Consider the following 16,523-nt stretch of genomic DNA (forward strand, 5'->3'; position numbering starts at 1 on the left):
ACTGGAATAACTTGAACAAAAGCGTTTACGAATGGCAAGTAATTACCATTTGAAAAATTGCACAATTCGTTGAAAAGCAAGCCCCGCGCGGCTAAAAAAAAATGAGAGATGTTGATAGATTGTCAATAACGTGTCATATTTTTGCCCCCGAATTGAGGCATTTTAACATTACCAACGATATTTCCAGCTTATGATTCACTATAGATCGATCTTGCAGAGAGTAGCACTCATTCTTTCAGTTTTGACCGTGCTTTGTTTCGATCAGGGCGTATTTGCACAGGATGGAAAGGCTTTGTTTCAGCAGAACTGTGCTTCCTGTCACGCGGTTCATAAAAATCTTACTGGTCCGGCCCTGGCTGGAATCGAGGAACGTGTTCCGGATAAGAAGTTGTTATATGACTGGATTCGTAACAGTCAGGCAGTGCTTCAATCCGGTAACAAGTATTTCAACGACTTATATGTTGCCTGGAATAAGACAGCGATGAACCTCTTCCCGAACCTGACGGATGAGGAAATCGGTGCCATGATTACCTATATTAATTCTGTGCCTGCACCCGGGGCTGCCACAGGATCTGGTGAAGCTGGTGTACAAGCAGCTGCCGCTGAAAGTGATAACTCTCTGATTTTCGGCGTGTTAACACTGATCCTGGCGATTATCGTGCTGGTATTGCTGCAGGTAAACTCCAACCTGAAGCGCCTCAGTGATGAGAAAGAAGGCATTCCTTCCTACGAGCCGGTTCCATTCTATCGTAATAAGGCCTATATCGCGCTGTTTGCGGTAGTACTCTTTATAGTTGGTGGTTATTACACTATTCAGGGTGCGGTAGGACTGGGTCGTTCCAAGGATTATCAGCCGGAGCAACCCATTTATTATTCTCACAAAGTGCATGCTGGTACCAACCAGATCAACTGTCTGTACTGTCACAGTGGTGCCCAGGAAGGCAAGCATGCCAATATTCCTTCACTGAATACCTGTATGAACTGTCACATGGCGATCAATGAATACGCCGGTGAAAAACTTTACAGAGAAGATGGAACGGAAGTAGATGGTACTGCAGAAATTAAAAAGCTTTATTCCTATACAGGCTGGGATCCGGATCAAAAGAAATATGTGAACGAGCCAAAGCCGATCGAGTGGGTGAAGATTCACAACCTGCCTGACCATGTTTATTTCAACCACGCACAGCACGTAAAAGCAGGTAAAGTTGCCTGTCAGACTTGTCACGGTGATATCCAGAATATGGGAGAAGTTTATCAGTATTCTGATCTGAGCATGGGCTGGTGTATAAACTGTCACAGGGAAACCAAAGTGCAGTTTGAAGACAACAAGTTCTACAGCATTTACGAGAAATTCCACAATGATCTGAAGAGTGGAAAGATGGATAGCGTAACCGTTGAAAGCATCGGCGGTACAGAGTGTCAGAAATGTCACTATTAATAGAATAGCATCTCAATAAACCATTTTTTATCACCAAAATCAGCACCCCTTCCGGGGTTTGGTATATGGAGCAAAAAAAGTACTGGCAAAGTTTCGGAGAGTTGAACAACTCAGCAGCACATCAGCAAAATGCACAGGATGAGTTCAAAGAAGAGTTACCCTTTGAAGGACTCGATGACAAAGGGCTGGGTTCTGCCACCACTCCTCGCCGCGACTTCCTTAAATACGTTGGTTTCAGCACGGCTGCAGCTGCAGTAGCTGCAAGTTGTGAAATGCCTGTAAAAAAGGCGATCCCATTTGTTAACCGTCCGGTTGATGCTATTCCGGGAGTACCTAACTATTATGCTACAACTTATGTAGCAGGTGGTAATGCGATTCCTGTTGTGGCAAAGGTTCGTGATGGACGTCCGATTAAAATCGAAGGAAACGAACTGTCAAGCTGGTCAAAAGGTGCTACCACCGCGCAGGTGCAGGCATCTGTACTCGACCTGTATGATACAGCTCGTCTGCGTTTCCCGATGGCAGACAAAAAAGAAGTAAGCACATTTGATGCTTTTGATAAAATGGTGGGTGAAGCGTTGGCCGGTTTAAATGGTGCACCTGTTGTACTCTTAACCAGCACTGTTAACTCTCCTTCCTCCAAAGCAGTAATTGCAGAGTTCCTGGCAAAATATCCGGGATCCCGTCATGTTCAGTATGATGGTATTTCCTACAGTGGTATGCTGCTGGCCAATGAAGCAAGCTTTGGAAGCCGCATGATTCCCTCTTATGCATTTGACAAAGCAAAGGTGATTGTGAGTCTTGGAGCTGATTTCCTGGGAACCTGGCTGAACCCAGTTGAATTCCAGCATGGATATACCCGCGGTCGTAAGGTGGATCCCAAAAATCCATCCATGAGCAAGCATTATCAGTTTGAATCCATGCTTAGCATGACCGGAGCGAATGCCGATGAGCGTTATACGCATCGTCCTTCTGAAACAGGTGCAGTAGCTGCTGCTCTGCTCTCTGCTATCAATGGTCAGGGTGCTGCTGGTATCAGCGATGCTGCTCTGAAAAAGGGAATCGAACAGGCTGCGAAAGATCTGGCTGCCAATAAAGGCCAGGCGCTGGTAGTAGCTGGCAGCAATGATGTGAATGTTCAGCTGATCGTGAATGCGATCAATGATGCGGTTGGTTCTTATGGAACGACCATTGATCTCGTGAGCAAACTGCAGAACAAGTCAGGTATAGACGCCGAGTTTGCTAAACTGGTAGAAGAAATGAATGCCGGATCTGTAGGTGCGGTATTAATATACGATGTGAATCCGGCATACGATTATTTCGATGCTGAAAAGTTCATTGCCGGACTTAAAAAAGTACGGGTATCCGTTTCTTTCAATGAGAAAATGGATGAAACCACTGAGCTCTGCAAATATTTATTACCGGCTAACCATTACCTGGAAAGCTGGGGTGATGCGGAGCATAAAGCTGGTTATATCAGCATGCTGCAGCCGACCATCGCGCCCTTGTTTAAAACAAGACAATGGCAGGATAACCTCCTGAAATGGAGTGGTAGTGCGGTAACCTATGCTGATTATTTCAAAAACTTCTGGACTACCCGTTTGGGAGGTGAAAATACTTACCTGAAAGCACTTCAGGATGGTGTTGTGGAATCACCTGCGATGGTAATGGGCTTCCCGAGCTTTAATGGCGGATCTGTAGCTGCTGCAGTTGCGGCGGTTGGATCTGCAAAAAAATCCAGTGGAACTGAACTGGTTATTTATCAGAAAGCTACGTTTACAGATGGCCGTCAGTCGAACAACCCCTGGTTGCAGGAAACTCCTGATCCGATTACACGTGCTACCTGGGACAACTACCTGATGGTTTCACCTGCCCTGGGTAAGAGTATGTTTGGTATTGATATTACCAACCCAACCCAGGCTGATGAATACGAAGCTTTCCCCAAGAAGCCGGTTGTAAAAGTAAAGCTGGGCAATAAAGAAGAAGAGTTGCCGGTATTGATCATTCCAGGCATGCAGGCTGATACCGTAGCGATGGCAGTAGGATATGGACGTGTGGATGCTATTGGTAAGGCTGCGGCAGGAGTTGGTAAAAACGCTTATAAGTTTGGCGTTTCCAATGGTACGACGGTTCTGAATACAGCAGCGGTTACTGTAGAGAAAACTGCTGGTGAATATAAAATTGCCACCACGCAGACGCACAGTTCTTATGAGGGTCGTTACGAGGTGATCAAGGAAATCACACTCGCTGATTATACTAAAAATCCAACCAAGATCCTGGATGCCCGTGCAAAAGAGCTTGAGCCCTGGGGTGGATTGGAGAATTACGAGAAAGATGGTACCATTTATCCTGTGTTCGATAAGCCAGGTATCAAGTGGGGTATGAGCATTGACCTGAACAGTTGTTATGGTTGTGGTGCCTGTGTGGTTGCCTGTACGGCAGAGAACAACGTTTCAGTTGTAGGTAAGCCTGAGGTATTGCGTGCGCATGATATGCACTGGTTGCGTATTGACCGCTATTTCGCAGGTGATCCCAATGATCCGAACAGCATCCAGACAGTGTTTCAGCCGATGATGTGTCAGCACTGTGATAATGCTCCTTGTGAGAACGTTTGTCCGGTTGCTGCAACCAACCACAGTTCTGAGGGTCTGAACCAAATGACTTACAACCGTTGTATCGGTACAAGATATTGTGCAAACAACTGTCCGTATAAAGTACGTCGCTTCAACTGGGCTGACTATACCGGAGCAGACAGTTTCGGAGACAACATGGTAGGTGGCAAGGGTGAGAATGATGTGATCCTGATGATGAACGATGATTTAACCCGCATGGTATTGAATCCGGATGTTACTGTTCGTAGCCGTGGTGTAATTGAAAAATGTTCTTTCTGTGTTCAGCGTCTCCAGGAAGGAAAACTGGCTGCGAAGAAAGCTGGTCGTCCATTGGAAGACCGCGATGTTAAAACAGCCTGTCAGCAGGCTTGCGCTGCCGATGCGATTGTATTCGGTAATGTGAACAATGCTGAAAGTGCAGTATCCAAACACCGCGCTGATAACAAGAACCGCCTCTTCTATGTGCAGGAGCAAATCCACGTGTTACCGAATGTGAGCTACCTGGCCAAGGTTCGGAATACCGGTGAAATCAGTGCGCATGAGCAGTATGGAAAGCCTCACTTCATGAATGAGGGTGGACATGCAGCTGAAGGAGGACACCATTAAGAAGTGAGAAGTGAGAATTTAGAAGTGGGAAGTGAGAAGGAATAGAAAGTCATTGAAAGAAGAGAAACTGAACTTATAAAAACCAACAAGCGAAGGGGTTAGAGCCGACGCTAAATGCTTATACGATATGGCATTATTAAGATACGAATCGCAAGTTAGAGAGCCACTGGTAACAGGTGCTAAGACTTATCACGATGTAACAGAAGACATCGTTAGGCCAATTGAAGCGGCTCCTTCCAGGTTATGGAAGATCGGTTTTACCATCTCTGTATTACTGTTGTTATTTGGGGTTTATTCTGTGTATCGTGAAGTGGTTTACGGTATCGGGGAATGGAACCTGAACAAGACCATCGGATGGGGTTGGGATATTACCAACTTCGTATGGTGGGTTGGTATCGGTCACGCGGGTACCCTGATCTCCGCGATCCTGCTGCTGTTCCGCCAGGGATGGCGTACCGGTGTAAACCGTGCGGCAGAAGCGATGACGATCTTTGCGGTAATGTGTGCGGGCCAGTTCCCCATCTTCCACATGGGTCGTGTATGGATGGCTTTCTTTGTACTGCCTTATCCAAACAGTCGCGGTCCTTTGTGGGTGAACTTTAACTCACCACTGTTGTGGGACGTATTTGCGATCTCAACTTACTTTACGGTATCCTTGCTTTTCTGGTATGCTGGTTTATTACCTGACCTGGCAACTGTGCGGGATCGTGCCAAAGTAAAATGGAGAAAAAATCTGTATGGTGTGCTTTCATTCGGTTGGACCGGTTCCACCAAGCACTGGCAGCGTCATGAAGCCCTCTCTCTTGTACTGGCTGGTTTGAGTACACCGCTGGTACTTTCTGTACACACCATCGTATCCTTTGACTTCGCAACTTCTGTAATTCCCGGATGGCATACTACGATCTTCCCGCCTTATTTCGTTGCGGGTGCGATCTTCTCCGGATTTGCGATGGTACAAACACTGCTGATCATTACCCGAAAGGTGCTGAACCTGAACGATTATATTACCATGGAACATATTGAAGTGATGAACAAAGTAATTGTTCTGACCGGTTCCATCGTGGGTATTGCTTATATCACTGAGTTGTTTATTTCCTGGTATGGACAGAACCCGTATGAAATGGCGGCCTTCAAAAACCGTTATGACCTGAGTACGCCCTATGCCTGGAGTTACTGGCTGATGATGAGCTGTAACGTAATCGCTCCCCAATTCTTCTGGTTCCGCAAACTGAGAAGAAATATCATCTTCACTTTCTTCATGAGTATCATTGTGAATGTGGGTATGTGGTTTGAGCGTTTTGTAATCATCGTTACTTCCATCTATCGTGATTACCTGCCCAGTAGCTGGAGTACGTACTACACTCCGTCTGTGTGGGAGGTCGGATTTTACCTAGGTACATTTGGATTGTTCTTCACCTGCTTTTTCGCATTTGCCAAATACTTCCCGGTTATCGCGATCGCTGAGATCAAGCATATCCTGAAGAAAAATGGTGAAAGTTATAAAGACAATATGGGTGAAGAAGAGAAGGCAACAGTGGAGCATTTCACACATGAGCATGCACACCACTAGAAGTGAGATGTCAGACGTGAGACGTGAGAAGAGAGATGAAAAAAATTAACAACAAAGAATTCGAATAAAAATGGCAAAAAAGAAATTCGTAGTTGGATGCTTTGATGACGAAAAAGTCCTTTTTCCAGCAGTGAAGAAGGTTCGTAAGGCCGGCTATAAAATTCATGATGTGTATACTCCCTTTCCTATTCACGGACTTGACCAGGCAATGGGATTACGGGATACCAGTTTGCACACAGCGGGTTTTATTTATGGTATCACAGGCACCACTACTGCCCTGACTTTCATGAGCTGGGTTTTCAATAAAGACTGGCCTTTGAATATTGGTGGTAAGCCACATTTCCCACTGCCTGCCTTTATTCCCATTACGTTTGAATTAACCGTTTTATTCTCTGCTGTGGGCATGGTACTGACATTTTGCTATCTGTGCCAGCTGGCTCCTTTTGTAAAAAAGCACCATTTCCATGCGCGTGCTACGGATGATCTGTTTGTGATGGTATTGGAATGTACATCCAGAACAAACGAGGCAGATGCCAAAGCGTTTCTGGAAAGTGTTGGTGCAAAAGAGATCAATGTTCAGGAAGCAGAAGATGGCTGGTGGCTTGGCAGGTATGCTAAGGATCAAAAGCTGTATAGCACGCCATCAGAAAATAGTTTAGCATAACCCTAGAAGAAGTCAAGAAGCATGAATAAGAAATCCATCATAGCGGTAGTTTTCGGTGCAGTGGCTTTCAGCAGCTGTAGCGACGTGAAGCGCACTCCAGGTAAGATTTACATGCCTGACATGGCATATAGCCGCGCTGTAGAGACCTATAATGACAACCGGGAGTTGCAGGCTGAAGGTATTAATTATAATGCCGAGCCAGTAGCAGGAACTGTTGCCCGCGGTGAAGAAGTAATATACAGGATGTTGAAAGACACTACTGGTACCTATGTTACTTCTGCAGCTCTCAAGAATCCACTCACTAACAGGCTGACAGAGGAAGACTATACAGAAACCGAAAGACTTTACCTGATCAATTGTGGTATTTGTCATGGTTCCAAACTGGATGGTAACGGACCTTTATACAATGATGGAAAAGGACCTTATCCGCTGGCTCCTAAGAATCTTGTTTCAGATGAAATCAAAAACATGGCAGATGGTACCATTTTTCATTCCATTACTTATGGAAAGAACCTGATGGGGTCCTATGCTTCTCATCTGACACCCAAGCAGCGTTGGATGATGGTTCAGTATATCCGTATGAAACAAAATGGAGAAACTCCGGGAGCTGCTGCTACCGACAGTACAACTGCTGCTGCACCTGCCGGCGCTGCAACTGCGATGAAATAAAAACCAATTTGACCAAACGATAAATTTTTGAGAATGTCTTTCAGAGAGCAATTTGAAATACCTGCCAAGTACAAGATGTGGTCGTTGATTCTGATGGCGGTGGGATTGGTTTCCATCCTTGTAGGATACTTTATCTATGGCCAGGGTGATGAGCATGCCGTTGCGCGCTTCTGGGCTGTATTATTGTACAACAGTGTTTATTTTCTGCTGATAGTGAATGCTGCCATGTTCTTTATCTGTGCAACTACGCTTGCTATGGGTGGCTGGCAAATGAGCTTCCGCAGGGTTGCCGAAGCAATTTCTACGGCAGTAATTCCTATCGGAATTATTACAGGTGTTATTTTAATTGCGCTTGTAGTAGGTCACCAGCATCATATTTACCATTGGATTACGCCAGATCCGAACGATCATATTCTAATGGGAAAAATTGGATTTCTGAATCCAACTTTCTTCATCGTTTGGACCAGCCTTACACTGCTTGGATGGATTTTCCTGGGTGCAAAAATGCGTTCTGTTAGTCGCGAGATTGACAACGGTGGTCCTCTCAGCGCTGAACAAGGAAAGAAATATATTTTCAAGAATACGATCTGGGGATCACTTTACCTGGTATGGTTTGGTCTTACTGTTGCATCCACTGTACCCTGGTTATGGTTCATGAGTATCGATGCACACTGGTACAGCACCATGTATAGCTGGTATACGTTTGCGTCCTCCTTTGTTGCTGGTATGGCACTTATTACGCTTTTTGTAATCTACCTGAAGAACCAGGGCTACCTGGAATTGGTAAACCAGGAGCACCTGCATGATCTGGGTAAGTTCATGTTTGCGTTCTCTGTATTCTGGACCTATCTGTGGTTCAGCCAGTACATGCTGATCTGGTATGCGAATATTCCGGAAGAAACGGTTTATTTCAAACATCGTGTTCAGGGTCCCTATCGTGGAATTTTCTTCCTGAACCTGATCATTAACTTTATTGCTCCGCTGCTGATACTGATGAGAAGAAGTTCGAAGCGTAACTATACATTGCTGGTATTCATGTCGGTGCTGATCATCTTTGGTCACTGGATCGATTTTTACCAGATGGTAATTGCGTCAGTATCGAAAGAGCATGTGGAACTGGGGTTATTTGATTTTGGTGTGGCGGCAGGATTTATTGGACTGATCATGTGGGCAACCGGAAATGCATTAAGCAAGCATTCCCTGATCAACCGGAACCATCCCTTCCTTAAGGAAAGTATAATTCACCATACTTAAGAAAAAGGAAGATTAAACAAAAGCATAGGATATAAGCTTTCATTCAAAACTTTGTATAAACACGGAATAAGACATGTCAACATTATTAATCATTGCGATCCTGTTGTTGGGTTTTATAGTGGTCTTTCAGATCGCAAAAGCCAGCGAATATGTATCTGTGTTGAAAGGTGAAAAGAAAACCTTTGAGCAGAATAACAAGATTAATGGTTTTCTGCTCCTGGCTTTCATGATCCTGGGGCTGATCGGAGTGTACTGGTGCAATGAATTGTACAAGGGCAAAATTCTTGGGGAAGCAGCATCAGATCATGGTGAGAAGATTGATACGATGCTGTATATCACTATCGCCATTACCGGGGTAGTATTTATCATCACGCAGATCCTGTTGTTCTGGTTTTCTTTCAAATACCAGTACAAGGAAGGCAGAAAAGCCTTTTACTATCCTCACAATAACAAACTGGAAGTTATCTGGACTGTAATACCTGCCATCGCTCTTACTGTACTGGTTGGATTTGGTTTGTATTACTGGTTCAAGATTACCGGTGATGCTCCAAAAGAAGCGAATGTAGTTGAGATCACCGGAAAACAGTTTGGCTGGATTTATCGTTATCCGGGTAAGGACAAAGTTTTTGGAAAGAAGTATTATAAGAACATTGACGAGGGCAAGTTAAACCAGCTTGGTTTGATTTGGGATGACAAAGCATCTCATGACGATGTAGTAACCAACGAAGCTATGTACCTGGTTGTTGGTAAACCTGTAAAACTGATCATCAACAGCCGCGATGTGGTGCATGATGTGGGTTTGGCACATTTCCGTATGAAAATGGACGCGGTGCCTGGCACACCTACTACCATGTGGTTTACGCCAAAATATACCACGGCGCAGATGAAAGAAAAAACTGGTAATCCTGATTTTGAATATGAAATTTCCTGTGACCAGATGTGTGGTAAGGGACATTATTCCATGAAGGGAATTGTAAAAGTGGTTGAGCCTGCAGAATACCTGTTATGGCTGGCCAAGCAAAAGCCCAATTATGTAATGTCAAATCCGGAGCTGGAATCTAAACCTGCTGTACCGGTTGCAACACCGGCAGACAGTACAGTAACAGCTGCAGCTAAGATTGCAGGATCTAATTCAAATTAAGGTCGTACCGAAAAACAAATAGATTTTTATGAGCCAAGAAGTGAATTTGCACGAGCAGGTGGGTGAGATGACCACGCATGAGGTTCATCATGATGAGCACCATGGTCATCACCACAAGGAAACCTTCATTACGAAGTATGTGTTCAGCCAGGATCACAAGATGATTGCCAAGCAATTCCTGATCACGGGTATGATTTGGGCAATTATCGGAGGTCTGTTTTCGGTACTTTTCCGACTGCAACTCGGTTTTCCCAATGAAACCTTCCCGATTCTTGAAGATATTCTGGGTAAATGGGCAGCAGGTGGTAAGATCCAGCCTGAATTTTACTATGCCCTCACAACCATGCACGGTACCGTTCTGGTATTCTTTGTACTGACAGCTGGTTTGAGTGGTACCTTCGCCAACTTTCTGATTCCATTACAATTGGGTGCCCGTGATATGGCTTCTCCATTCATGAACATGCTCAGCTACTGGTTCTTCTTCATTGCCAGTATTGTAATGATTTCTTCGCTGTTTGTTCAAACAGGTCCGGCTAGTGGTGGATGGACCGTTTATCCGCCTTTAAGTGCATTGGGTGATGCATCAGAAGGATCAAAAATTGGTATGGATCTCTGGTTGATTGCAATGGCATTGTTCGTGGTGTCTTCACTTCTGGGAGGTCTTAACTATATCTCTACCATTTTAAACATGCGGACCAAGGGTATGAGTATGACCCGTATGCCGCTGACCATCTGGGCATTGTTCTTCACAGCTGTGTTGGGTGTATTATCCTTCCCAGTATTGTTGTCTGGTTTCATTCTGTTGTTGTTTGACCGTCATGCCGGAACCAGTTTCTACCTTTCTGATATCTTCCTGGCATCTACTCAAAAAGCATTGCCGAATGAAGGAGGAAGTGCGATCCTGTACCAGCACCTGTTCTGGTTTCTGGGTCACCCAGAGGTGTATATCATCATTCTTCCAACGATGGGTCTGGTATCGGATGTTATGTCCGCTAATTCCCGCAAGCCCATCTTCGGTTATATGGCAATGGTTGGTTCTATGTTTGCGATTGCGGTACTGGCCTTCCTGGTTTGGGCGCACCACATGTTTGTAACCGGACTGAATCCATTCCTGGGTGCCTTCTTCGTATTATTAACATTGTTAATTGCGGTTCCGTCTGCGATCAAAGTATTTAACTGGTTGACAACGCTCTGGAGAGGTAACCTGCGGTTTACACCTGGCATGTTGTTCTCTATCGGATTTGTGAGTCTGTTCATTTCAGGTGGACTTACTGGTATCTTCCTGGGTAACTCTACTCTTGATATTCACCTGCACGATACATACTTCGTAATTGCACACTTCCATATTGTGATGGGTGTATCAGCGTTCTTTGGCATGTTTGCCGGAATCTACCACTGGTTCCCCAAGATGTATGGTCGCTATTTGAATAATACACTGGCCTATATTCATTTTTGGATTACGTTGGTAGGTGCTTACCTGATTTTCTGGCCAATGCACTACCAGGGTCTGGCAGGTGTACCTCGCCGTTACCTGGATTTCAGCGGTTGGGCATCTTTCAACCAGTTTGATGGATTGAATCGTTTTATCTCCATCGTAACCATTATGGTATTTGCTGTGCAATTGTTATTTGTATTCAACTTTATCTATAGCATCTTCAAAGGACGCAGGGTAACTTCCCAGAATCCATGGGGAGCAACCACACTGGAATGGACAACCCCAATCAATCCTGGACACGGAAACTGGGAGGGAGAGATTCCTGAAGTTCATCGCTGGGCTTATGATTATGGTAAGGATGGTCGTGATTTTGTACCACAAACCGAACCTATATCGCCCAATGAAAGTCCGGAAAGCAAGCATTGATTCGGGGGTGATAGTTGATGAATACTGAATCGAGTTAAAATGCCCTGATCAGCAATCGGGGCGTTTTTTTAGAGTGTACGATTTTTGTTTAATAATGATGAATGCAGCAGAGTGAATCAGTTCAACCGGGTAAAGAAAATGGTGTAATGACGCGGTTACGTGATTACCTCCTGCTGATAAAGTTCTCTTTGACAACAATGGTGGTGTTTTCAGCGGTAATAAGTTACCTGCTGGCACCAAAAATTGTGGAGTATGATTGGGCGATGATCTTACTATTGTTCCTGGCAGGAATGCTGGTAACAGGAAGTGCCAATACCATTAACCAGGTAGTGGAAAAAGATACAGACGCCCTGATGAAGCGCACTGCCAGCAGACCCATAGCATCGGGTCGGATGTCAGTGACGGAGGGTTGGGCTTTTGCAGTGATTAGTGGATTGCTGGGGGTATTTCTCCTCTGGTATTTTTTTAACGGATTATCCGCTGGTCTGGCAGCTTTCAGCCTCTTCCTCTATGCTTTTATTTATACTCCGCTAAAAAAGGTGAATTCCATCTCTGTGTTGGTAGGTGCATTTCCCGGAGGGTTGCCCTGTTTAATTGGGTTTGCAGCCGGAAATAATACTATCTTTTATGGAGAGCATGGATGGCGTGACCTGGGTGGATGGGCTTTGTTTGCGATCCAGTTTTTCTGGCAGTTTCCCCATTTCTGGGCGATTGCCTGGTTGTCGCACAAGGATTATGAAGCAGCTGGTTTTCGGTTGTTGCCATCTGAAAAAGGCCCTACCAAATATTCGGCGATACAGTCGATTATATATTCGGTATTTCTGATACCGGTTGGATTGACGCCTTATTTCACAGGTATTACGGGATGGGTAAGTTTGCTGATAATCCTGGTATGCAACCTGCTGATGGTAGCCCTGAGTGTCAGGTTGTATATGAAAATGGAAAAGTCCGCAGCTCGGGGTGTGATGTTTGGCAGTTATTTGTACCTGATGATTGTTTTTTTCGCCCTGGTGGCGGATAAGATATAAGGAAGAGGGAGGAAAGGAAGAAGGAGGAAAGGAGGAGTAATTAAAATTTAATGTATGAGGGTAGAAGCTATGGAGCAGCGAAAGAGGATACATCCGAATAAATTCACGATGTGGGTGGCGATTGCAAGTATCACCATGATGTTTGCGGGCTTGACCAGTGCCTATATCGTAAAGAGGAGTCAGCCCAGTTGGACAAGTTTTGAAATGCCAGTAATTTTTTGGTATTCTACCGCAGTGATGTTGGCGAGCAGTGTTACGATTTATCTTGCACTGAAAGCTTTTCGTGAGCGCGAGCGGGTAAAGTACCGGCAACTGATAACAATTACGGCTGTGTTGGGGGTGGCGTTTGTTGTACTTCAGTACTTGGGCTTTAAGGAGATCTGGGCCTCGGGTATCAGTTTTGCAGGGGCAGGTGGGGGGCAGTTTTTGTATATAATTGCCGGGCTTCATGGATTGCACGTGGTAGGAGGAGTAATTGCGTTGATCGTCTTGTTTTTTAAGGCTTTCAGCACCCGATTCCGGAATTATAACCCGGTACCGGTGGAGGTGATGAGTACCTATTGGCATTTTGTAGATCTGTTATGGCTCTATCTGATGGTATTTTTTATGTTATTGCAATAGTATATTCCGTATATCCAATTAAATTTGCGAACCAATCTTAAACACTGAACATGGCACAAGCAGTACCTGCAGAACAAAAATGGTGGAGTGGCGGAAAAAGCCCCTTCAACGTGGAGTATGGTAAACTGATGATGTGGTATTTCCTGATGAGTGATGCGTTCACCTTTGGTGCGTTTCTGATCTCTTATGGCACCATCCGTTTCGCCTCCAACTCATGGCCCGATCCCAATGAAGTTTTCCAGTCTTTCCCCGGTCTAGGAAACGGGCTTCCACTCATGTTTGTGAGTTTAATGACCTTTATCCTGATTATCAGCTCTGTAACCATGGTATTGGCGGTGCAGGCCGGTCATGCGATGGACAAGAAAGCAGTTGTAAGAAACCTGGTACTTACCATTATTGGCGGTATTGCATTTTTGAGCTGCCAGGCCTGGGAATGGACGCATTTACACCATGAAGGTGCCTGGTGGGGAAGCAACCCCTTTCTGAATGCGGATGGCACAAAAGCTACCACCAATTTTACTAATTTCTTTTTTACGATTACGGGATTCCATGGCTTTCACGTATTTAGCGGTGTGGTGATCAACATTATCATGCTGATCATGACCCTGAATAACGTATTTGAGCGGAAAGGACACTACCTGATGATTGAAAAAGCGGGCTTATACTGGCACTTCGTGGACCTGGTTTGGGTGTTTGTATTTACTGTATTCTATCTCGTATAACCATTTAAGAAACGCAATTATGCATCAAGATAATAACACTGAAATCACCTTCCATCATGAATATGATCGGGAGGCCAGCAGAAAAGAAGTAATTAAGATTACTGTAATCCTTTCTGTAATTACACTCATTGAACTAGCACTTGGCTTTTGGTTATACCTTTCTCATCAGAGCCTGGGTCCGTTTATGGTTCACTTGATCAAGGGCGTGATTTTAATACTCATGCTGGCCAAAGCCTTTTACATTGTTGCCTATTTCATGCACCTGAAGCATGAATTGCGCAACATGATTATGACTATTGTGGTTCCTTTGCTGCTCTTTGTTTGGTTTATTATTGCTTTCCTTGCGGATGGCAATTCGTACCGGAATCTGAAGAATACCTATGATCCGTATCATAAAGAACAGAGCGAGACAAAAGTGCAAAAGACAGAACACGGTAGCAAGGAAACGGATACCAAAGTTGGGCATTAAGATTTGAGGCGGATTAGATACTGACCAACTGGATAATAACTTTATTAAACAACTGAACCATCCGCCGTGGCGGATGGTTTTTAGTATTAATACTTTCGGATTTGAATAAAACAGCATTAGCAGGGATTTTTTTAGCGGTGATCGTTCCGGTGATCTGTTATTTTATCGTAGATCATTACAGTGTGGATGCTGTAGACATGCCTCGCCGGTATTATGTAGACACCGTGCTGACTAAAATTGAGGGCGGTAAAGAGATTACTGATACCGTTTGGCATAAAGTGGCTAATATCCAACTTACCAATCAGTTGGGAGAAGAAGTGAGTCTGGATGATATCCAGGGCAAGGTAATAGTAGCCAATTTTTTCTTTACCCGTTGTCCATCTATTTGTCCGACTTTGACGGTCAATATGAAAAGGTTGCAGAATGCATTAAAACTGCAGGATGTTACCCGTAAAATTGACACCACTTTTGTTCAGTTTCTATCTTTCAGTGTAGATCCGGAGCGGGATTCGGCAGTGCAGTTAAAAAAGTTTGCGGACCGGTATGGAGTTAATCATGATGTGTGGTGGATGCTGACTGGAGATAAAAAAACGATTTATGATTTCGCTTTGAATGAAGTGAAACTCTCAGCTATTGATGGTGAGGGAGTCGATTCGAATTTCATTCATACCGAGAAATTTGTACTGATGGATCGGGATCGGGTAGTGCGGGGTTATTACAATGGACTGGACAGCATGGCCATGGCTGACCTGGCAGGTGATATTGTCAAGATCTTCATTGAGAAGGATAAAAAGAAGAAACGAAATCTCTTTAGAAAATAGAAGCTATGTTATCAGCAATGATCAAAAAAAAGGATGCGACTGCAAAGTGGTTGATCGGATTGGTTTCTTTTGTTGTTTTTATAGCAGTGGTTATTTTGTCCAGAGTTAAACTGGATGTTCAGCTTGGCTTCGATGTGCATGTTTTTGCACGCATAAATGCCATGCTGAACAGTGCTGTTGCTGTACTGCTGGTTGCTGCGTTGGTTGCGGTGAAACAGAAAAAATTTCAATGGCATAAGCGGCTTATGTTCCTGGCGATTGCGCTGTCTGCCCTGTTCCTCATATCGTATATTGCACACCACCTGCTGTCGGAGCAAACACTTTATGGAGGCACGGGATGGATGCGGACTGTTTACTATTTTATTCTTATTACCCATATCTTTCTGGCCGCTATTATACTTCCTTTTATTTTGTTTACTGCCTATCGGGCAATGATAGCAGAATGGCCGGCGCACAAAAAGATAGCGAGAATTACCTGGCCAATTTGGTTTTATGTGGCTGTAACCGGGGTGCTGGTGTACCTGATGATCAACCCCTATTACACCTGAGTGAAAACCTGTAAATTGTGCCATGAGCAAAGCAACTGCGCCCTCAATTTTCCAGGATCTTCAACATCTGTACAAGACCCTATTGTATGTGCTGGTATTATCCATGTTGGCAGCATTTCTGTTGGTTCAATTTAACATCATCAATCCTGTAGTGGACATTCCAACGGATCGGCTGCTGCAGGTAGTAGCAGTGTTGTATTGTTTCGCCGCAGTGTTTGTGGGTTTGCAACTATTCCGCAGAAAACTTGAACAGATTAAGAAAAGCGATAGTACGGCCAGGGAAAAATTAAACCGATTCAAATCAGCTTCTGTTCTACAGTGGGGACTAATGGAATCTGCGGCAATATTCAGTACACTTTGTTACCTGCTCACCGGTAACTGGGCTTTTCTTGCATTGTCATTTACGCTCCTGGTAATTTTTGGAGGGTTGAATCCTTTCAAACATAAGGTGATGATTCAATTGCGCCTTAGTGAGCAGGAGGTAGCTGGTTTGTAATCC

General features: G+C 44.5%; 15 protein-coding genes. All 15 read left to right on the plus strand.

Annotated elements, in window-relative coordinates; all coding sequences use genetic code 11:
- The first annotated feature begins 190 nt into the window (after window positions 1–190).
- A complete protein-coding gene (locus L0U88_RS13040) occupies window positions 191–1,438 on the plus strand; it encodes a c-type cytochrome (RefSeq protein ID WP_234866507.1) in 1,248 nt (415 codons plus the stop codon).
- 65 nt (window positions 1,439–1,503) lie between these two features.
- Window positions 1,504–4,656, plus strand: a complete 3,153-nt coding sequence (locus L0U88_RS13045; protein ID WP_234866508.1) for a TAT-variant-translocated molybdopterin oxidoreductase — start codon at window positions 1,504–1,506, stop codon at window positions 4,654–4,656.
- 127 nt (window positions 4,657–4,783) lie between these two features.
- A complete protein-coding gene (nrfD, locus tag L0U88_RS13050; RefSeq protein ID WP_234866509.1) occupies window positions 4,784–6,226 on the plus strand; it encodes an NrfD/PsrC family molybdoenzyme membrane anchor subunit in 1,443 nt (480 codons plus the stop codon).
- Between the two features lie 70 nt (window positions 6,227–6,296).
- Entirely contained in the window at window positions 6,297–6,890 is a 594-nt protein-coding gene (locus L0U88_RS13055; RefSeq protein WP_234866510.1) for a DUF3341 domain-containing protein, read from the plus strand.
- Window positions 6,891–6,911: 21 nt separating this feature from the next.
- Window positions 6,912–7,559, plus strand: a complete 648-nt coding sequence (locus L0U88_RS13060) for a c-type cytochrome (protein WP_234866511.1) — start codon at window positions 6,912–6,914, stop codon at window positions 7,557–7,559.
- Window positions 7,560–7,592: 33 nt separating this feature from the next.
- The gene (locus L0U88_RS13065; RefSeq protein WP_234866512.1) at window positions 7,593–8,813 is read left to right on the plus strand and encodes a quinol:cytochrome C oxidoreductase; all 1,221 of its coding nucleotides are present in this window, start codon (window positions 7,593–7,595) and stop codon (window positions 8,811–8,813) included.
- A 73-nt stretch (window positions 8,814–8,886) separates the two neighbouring features.
- Complete coding sequence (locus L0U88_RS13070; protein WP_234866513.1) at window positions 8,887–9,954, plus strand: cytochrome c oxidase subunit II; 1,068 nt, start codon at window positions 8,887–8,889, stop codon at window positions 9,952–9,954.
- 28 nt (window positions 9,955–9,982) lie between these two features.
- Window positions 9,983–11,815, plus strand: coding sequence for a cytochrome c oxidase subunit I (locus L0U88_RS13075; protein WP_434801962.1), 1,833 nt, complete (start codon window positions 9,983–9,985; stop codon window positions 11,813–11,815).
- A gap of 101 nt (window positions 11,816–11,916) precedes the next feature.
- Window positions 11,917–12,843, plus strand: a complete 927-nt coding sequence (gene cyoE, locus L0U88_RS13080) for a heme o synthase (RefSeq protein ID WP_234866514.1) — start codon at window positions 11,917–11,919, stop codon at window positions 12,841–12,843.
- 54 nt (window positions 12,844–12,897) lie between these two features.
- The gene (locus tag L0U88_RS13085; protein ID WP_234866515.1) at window positions 12,898–13,464 is read left to right on the plus strand and encodes a cytochrome c oxidase subunit 3; all 567 of its coding nucleotides are present in this window, start codon (window positions 12,898–12,900) and stop codon (window positions 13,462–13,464) included.
- A 50-nt stretch (window positions 13,465–13,514) separates the two neighbouring features.
- Window positions 13,515–14,186, plus strand: coding sequence for a cytochrome c oxidase subunit 3 (locus L0U88_RS13090; RefSeq protein ID WP_234866516.1), 672 nt, complete (start codon window positions 13,515–13,517; stop codon window positions 14,184–14,186).
- A gap of 19 nt (window positions 14,187–14,205) precedes the next feature.
- Window positions 14,206–14,655, plus strand: a complete 450-nt coding sequence (locus tag L0U88_RS13095) for a cytochrome C oxidase subunit IV family protein (RefSeq protein WP_234866517.1) — start codon at window positions 14,206–14,208, stop codon at window positions 14,653–14,655.
- A 101-nt stretch (window positions 14,656–14,756) separates the two neighbouring features.
- Window positions 14,757–15,476 carry an SCO family protein gene (locus tag L0U88_RS13100; protein ID WP_234866518.1) on the plus strand — a complete coding sequence of 240 codons (720 nt, stop codon included), beginning with the start codon at window positions 14,757–14,759 and terminating at the stop codon, window positions 15,474–15,476.
- A 5-nt stretch (window positions 15,477–15,481) separates the two neighbouring features.
- The gene (locus L0U88_RS13105) at window positions 15,482–16,024 is read left to right on the plus strand and encodes a DUF420 domain-containing protein (RefSeq protein WP_234866519.1); all 543 of its coding nucleotides are present in this window, start codon (window positions 15,482–15,484) and stop codon (window positions 16,022–16,024) included.
- A 22-nt stretch (window positions 16,025–16,046) separates the two neighbouring features.
- Window positions 16,047–16,520: a hypothetical protein gene (locus L0U88_RS13110; protein ID WP_234866520.1), complete on the plus strand. Its 474-nt coding sequence runs from the start codon at window positions 16,047–16,049 to the stop codon at window positions 16,518–16,520.
- Window positions 16,521–16,523: the final 3 nt, after the last annotated feature.

The organism is Flavihumibacter fluminis (assembly GCF_021491375.1).
Lineage (GTDB): Bacteria > Bacteroidota > Bacteroidia > Chitinophagales > Chitinophagaceae > Flavihumibacter > Flavihumibacter fluminis.

Coding starts and splice junctions, on each gene's coding strand:
- L0U88_RS13045 (WP_234866508.1), top strand. CDS start 1,504: ATGGAGCAAAAAAAGTACTGGCAAAGTTTCGGAGAGTTGAACAACTCA.
- nrfD (WP_234866509.1), top strand. CDS start 4,784: ATGGCATTATTAAGATACGAATCGCAAGTTAGAGAGCCACTGGTAACA.
- L0U88_RS13105 (WP_234866519.1), top strand. CDS start 15,482: ATGTTATCAGCAATGATCAAAAAAAAGGATGCGACTGCAAAGTGGTTG.
- L0U88_RS13110 (WP_234866520.1), top strand. CDS start 16,047: ATGAGCAAAGCAACTGCGCCCTCAATTTTCCAGGATCTTCAACATCTG.
- L0U88_RS13085 (WP_234866515.1), top strand. CDS start 12,898: ATGAGGGTAGAAGCTATGGAGCAGCGAAAGAGGATACATCCGAATAAA.
- cyoE (WP_234866514.1), top strand. CDS start 11,917: ATGCAGCAGAGTGAATCAGTTCAACCGGGTAAAGAAAATGGTGTAATG.
- L0U88_RS13040 (WP_234866507.1), top strand. CDS start 191: ATGATTCACTATAGATCGATCTTGCAGAGAGTAGCACTCATTCTTTCA.
- L0U88_RS13090 (WP_234866516.1), top strand. CDS start 13,515: ATGGCACAAGCAGTACCTGCAGAACAAAAATGGTGGAGTGGCGGAAAA.
- L0U88_RS13060 (WP_234866511.1), top strand. CDS start 6,912: ATGAATAAGAAATCCATCATAGCGGTAGTTTTCGGTGCAGTGGCTTTC.
- L0U88_RS13095 (WP_234866517.1), top strand. CDS start 14,206: ATGCATCAAGATAATAACACTGAAATCACCTTCCATCATGAATATGAT.
- L0U88_RS13055 (WP_234866510.1), top strand. CDS start 6,297: ATGGCAAAAAAGAAATTCGTAGTTGGATGCTTTGATGACGAAAAAGTC.
- L0U88_RS13065 (WP_234866512.1), top strand. CDS start 7,593: ATGTCTTTCAGAGAGCAATTTGAAATACCTGCCAAGTACAAGATGTGG.
- L0U88_RS13075 (WP_434801962.1), top strand. CDS start 9,983: ATGAGCCAAGAAGTGAATTTGCACGAGCAGGTGGGTGAGATGACCACG.
- L0U88_RS13070 (WP_234866513.1), top strand. CDS start 8,887: ATGTCAACATTATTAATCATTGCGATCCTGTTGTTGGGTTTTATAGTG.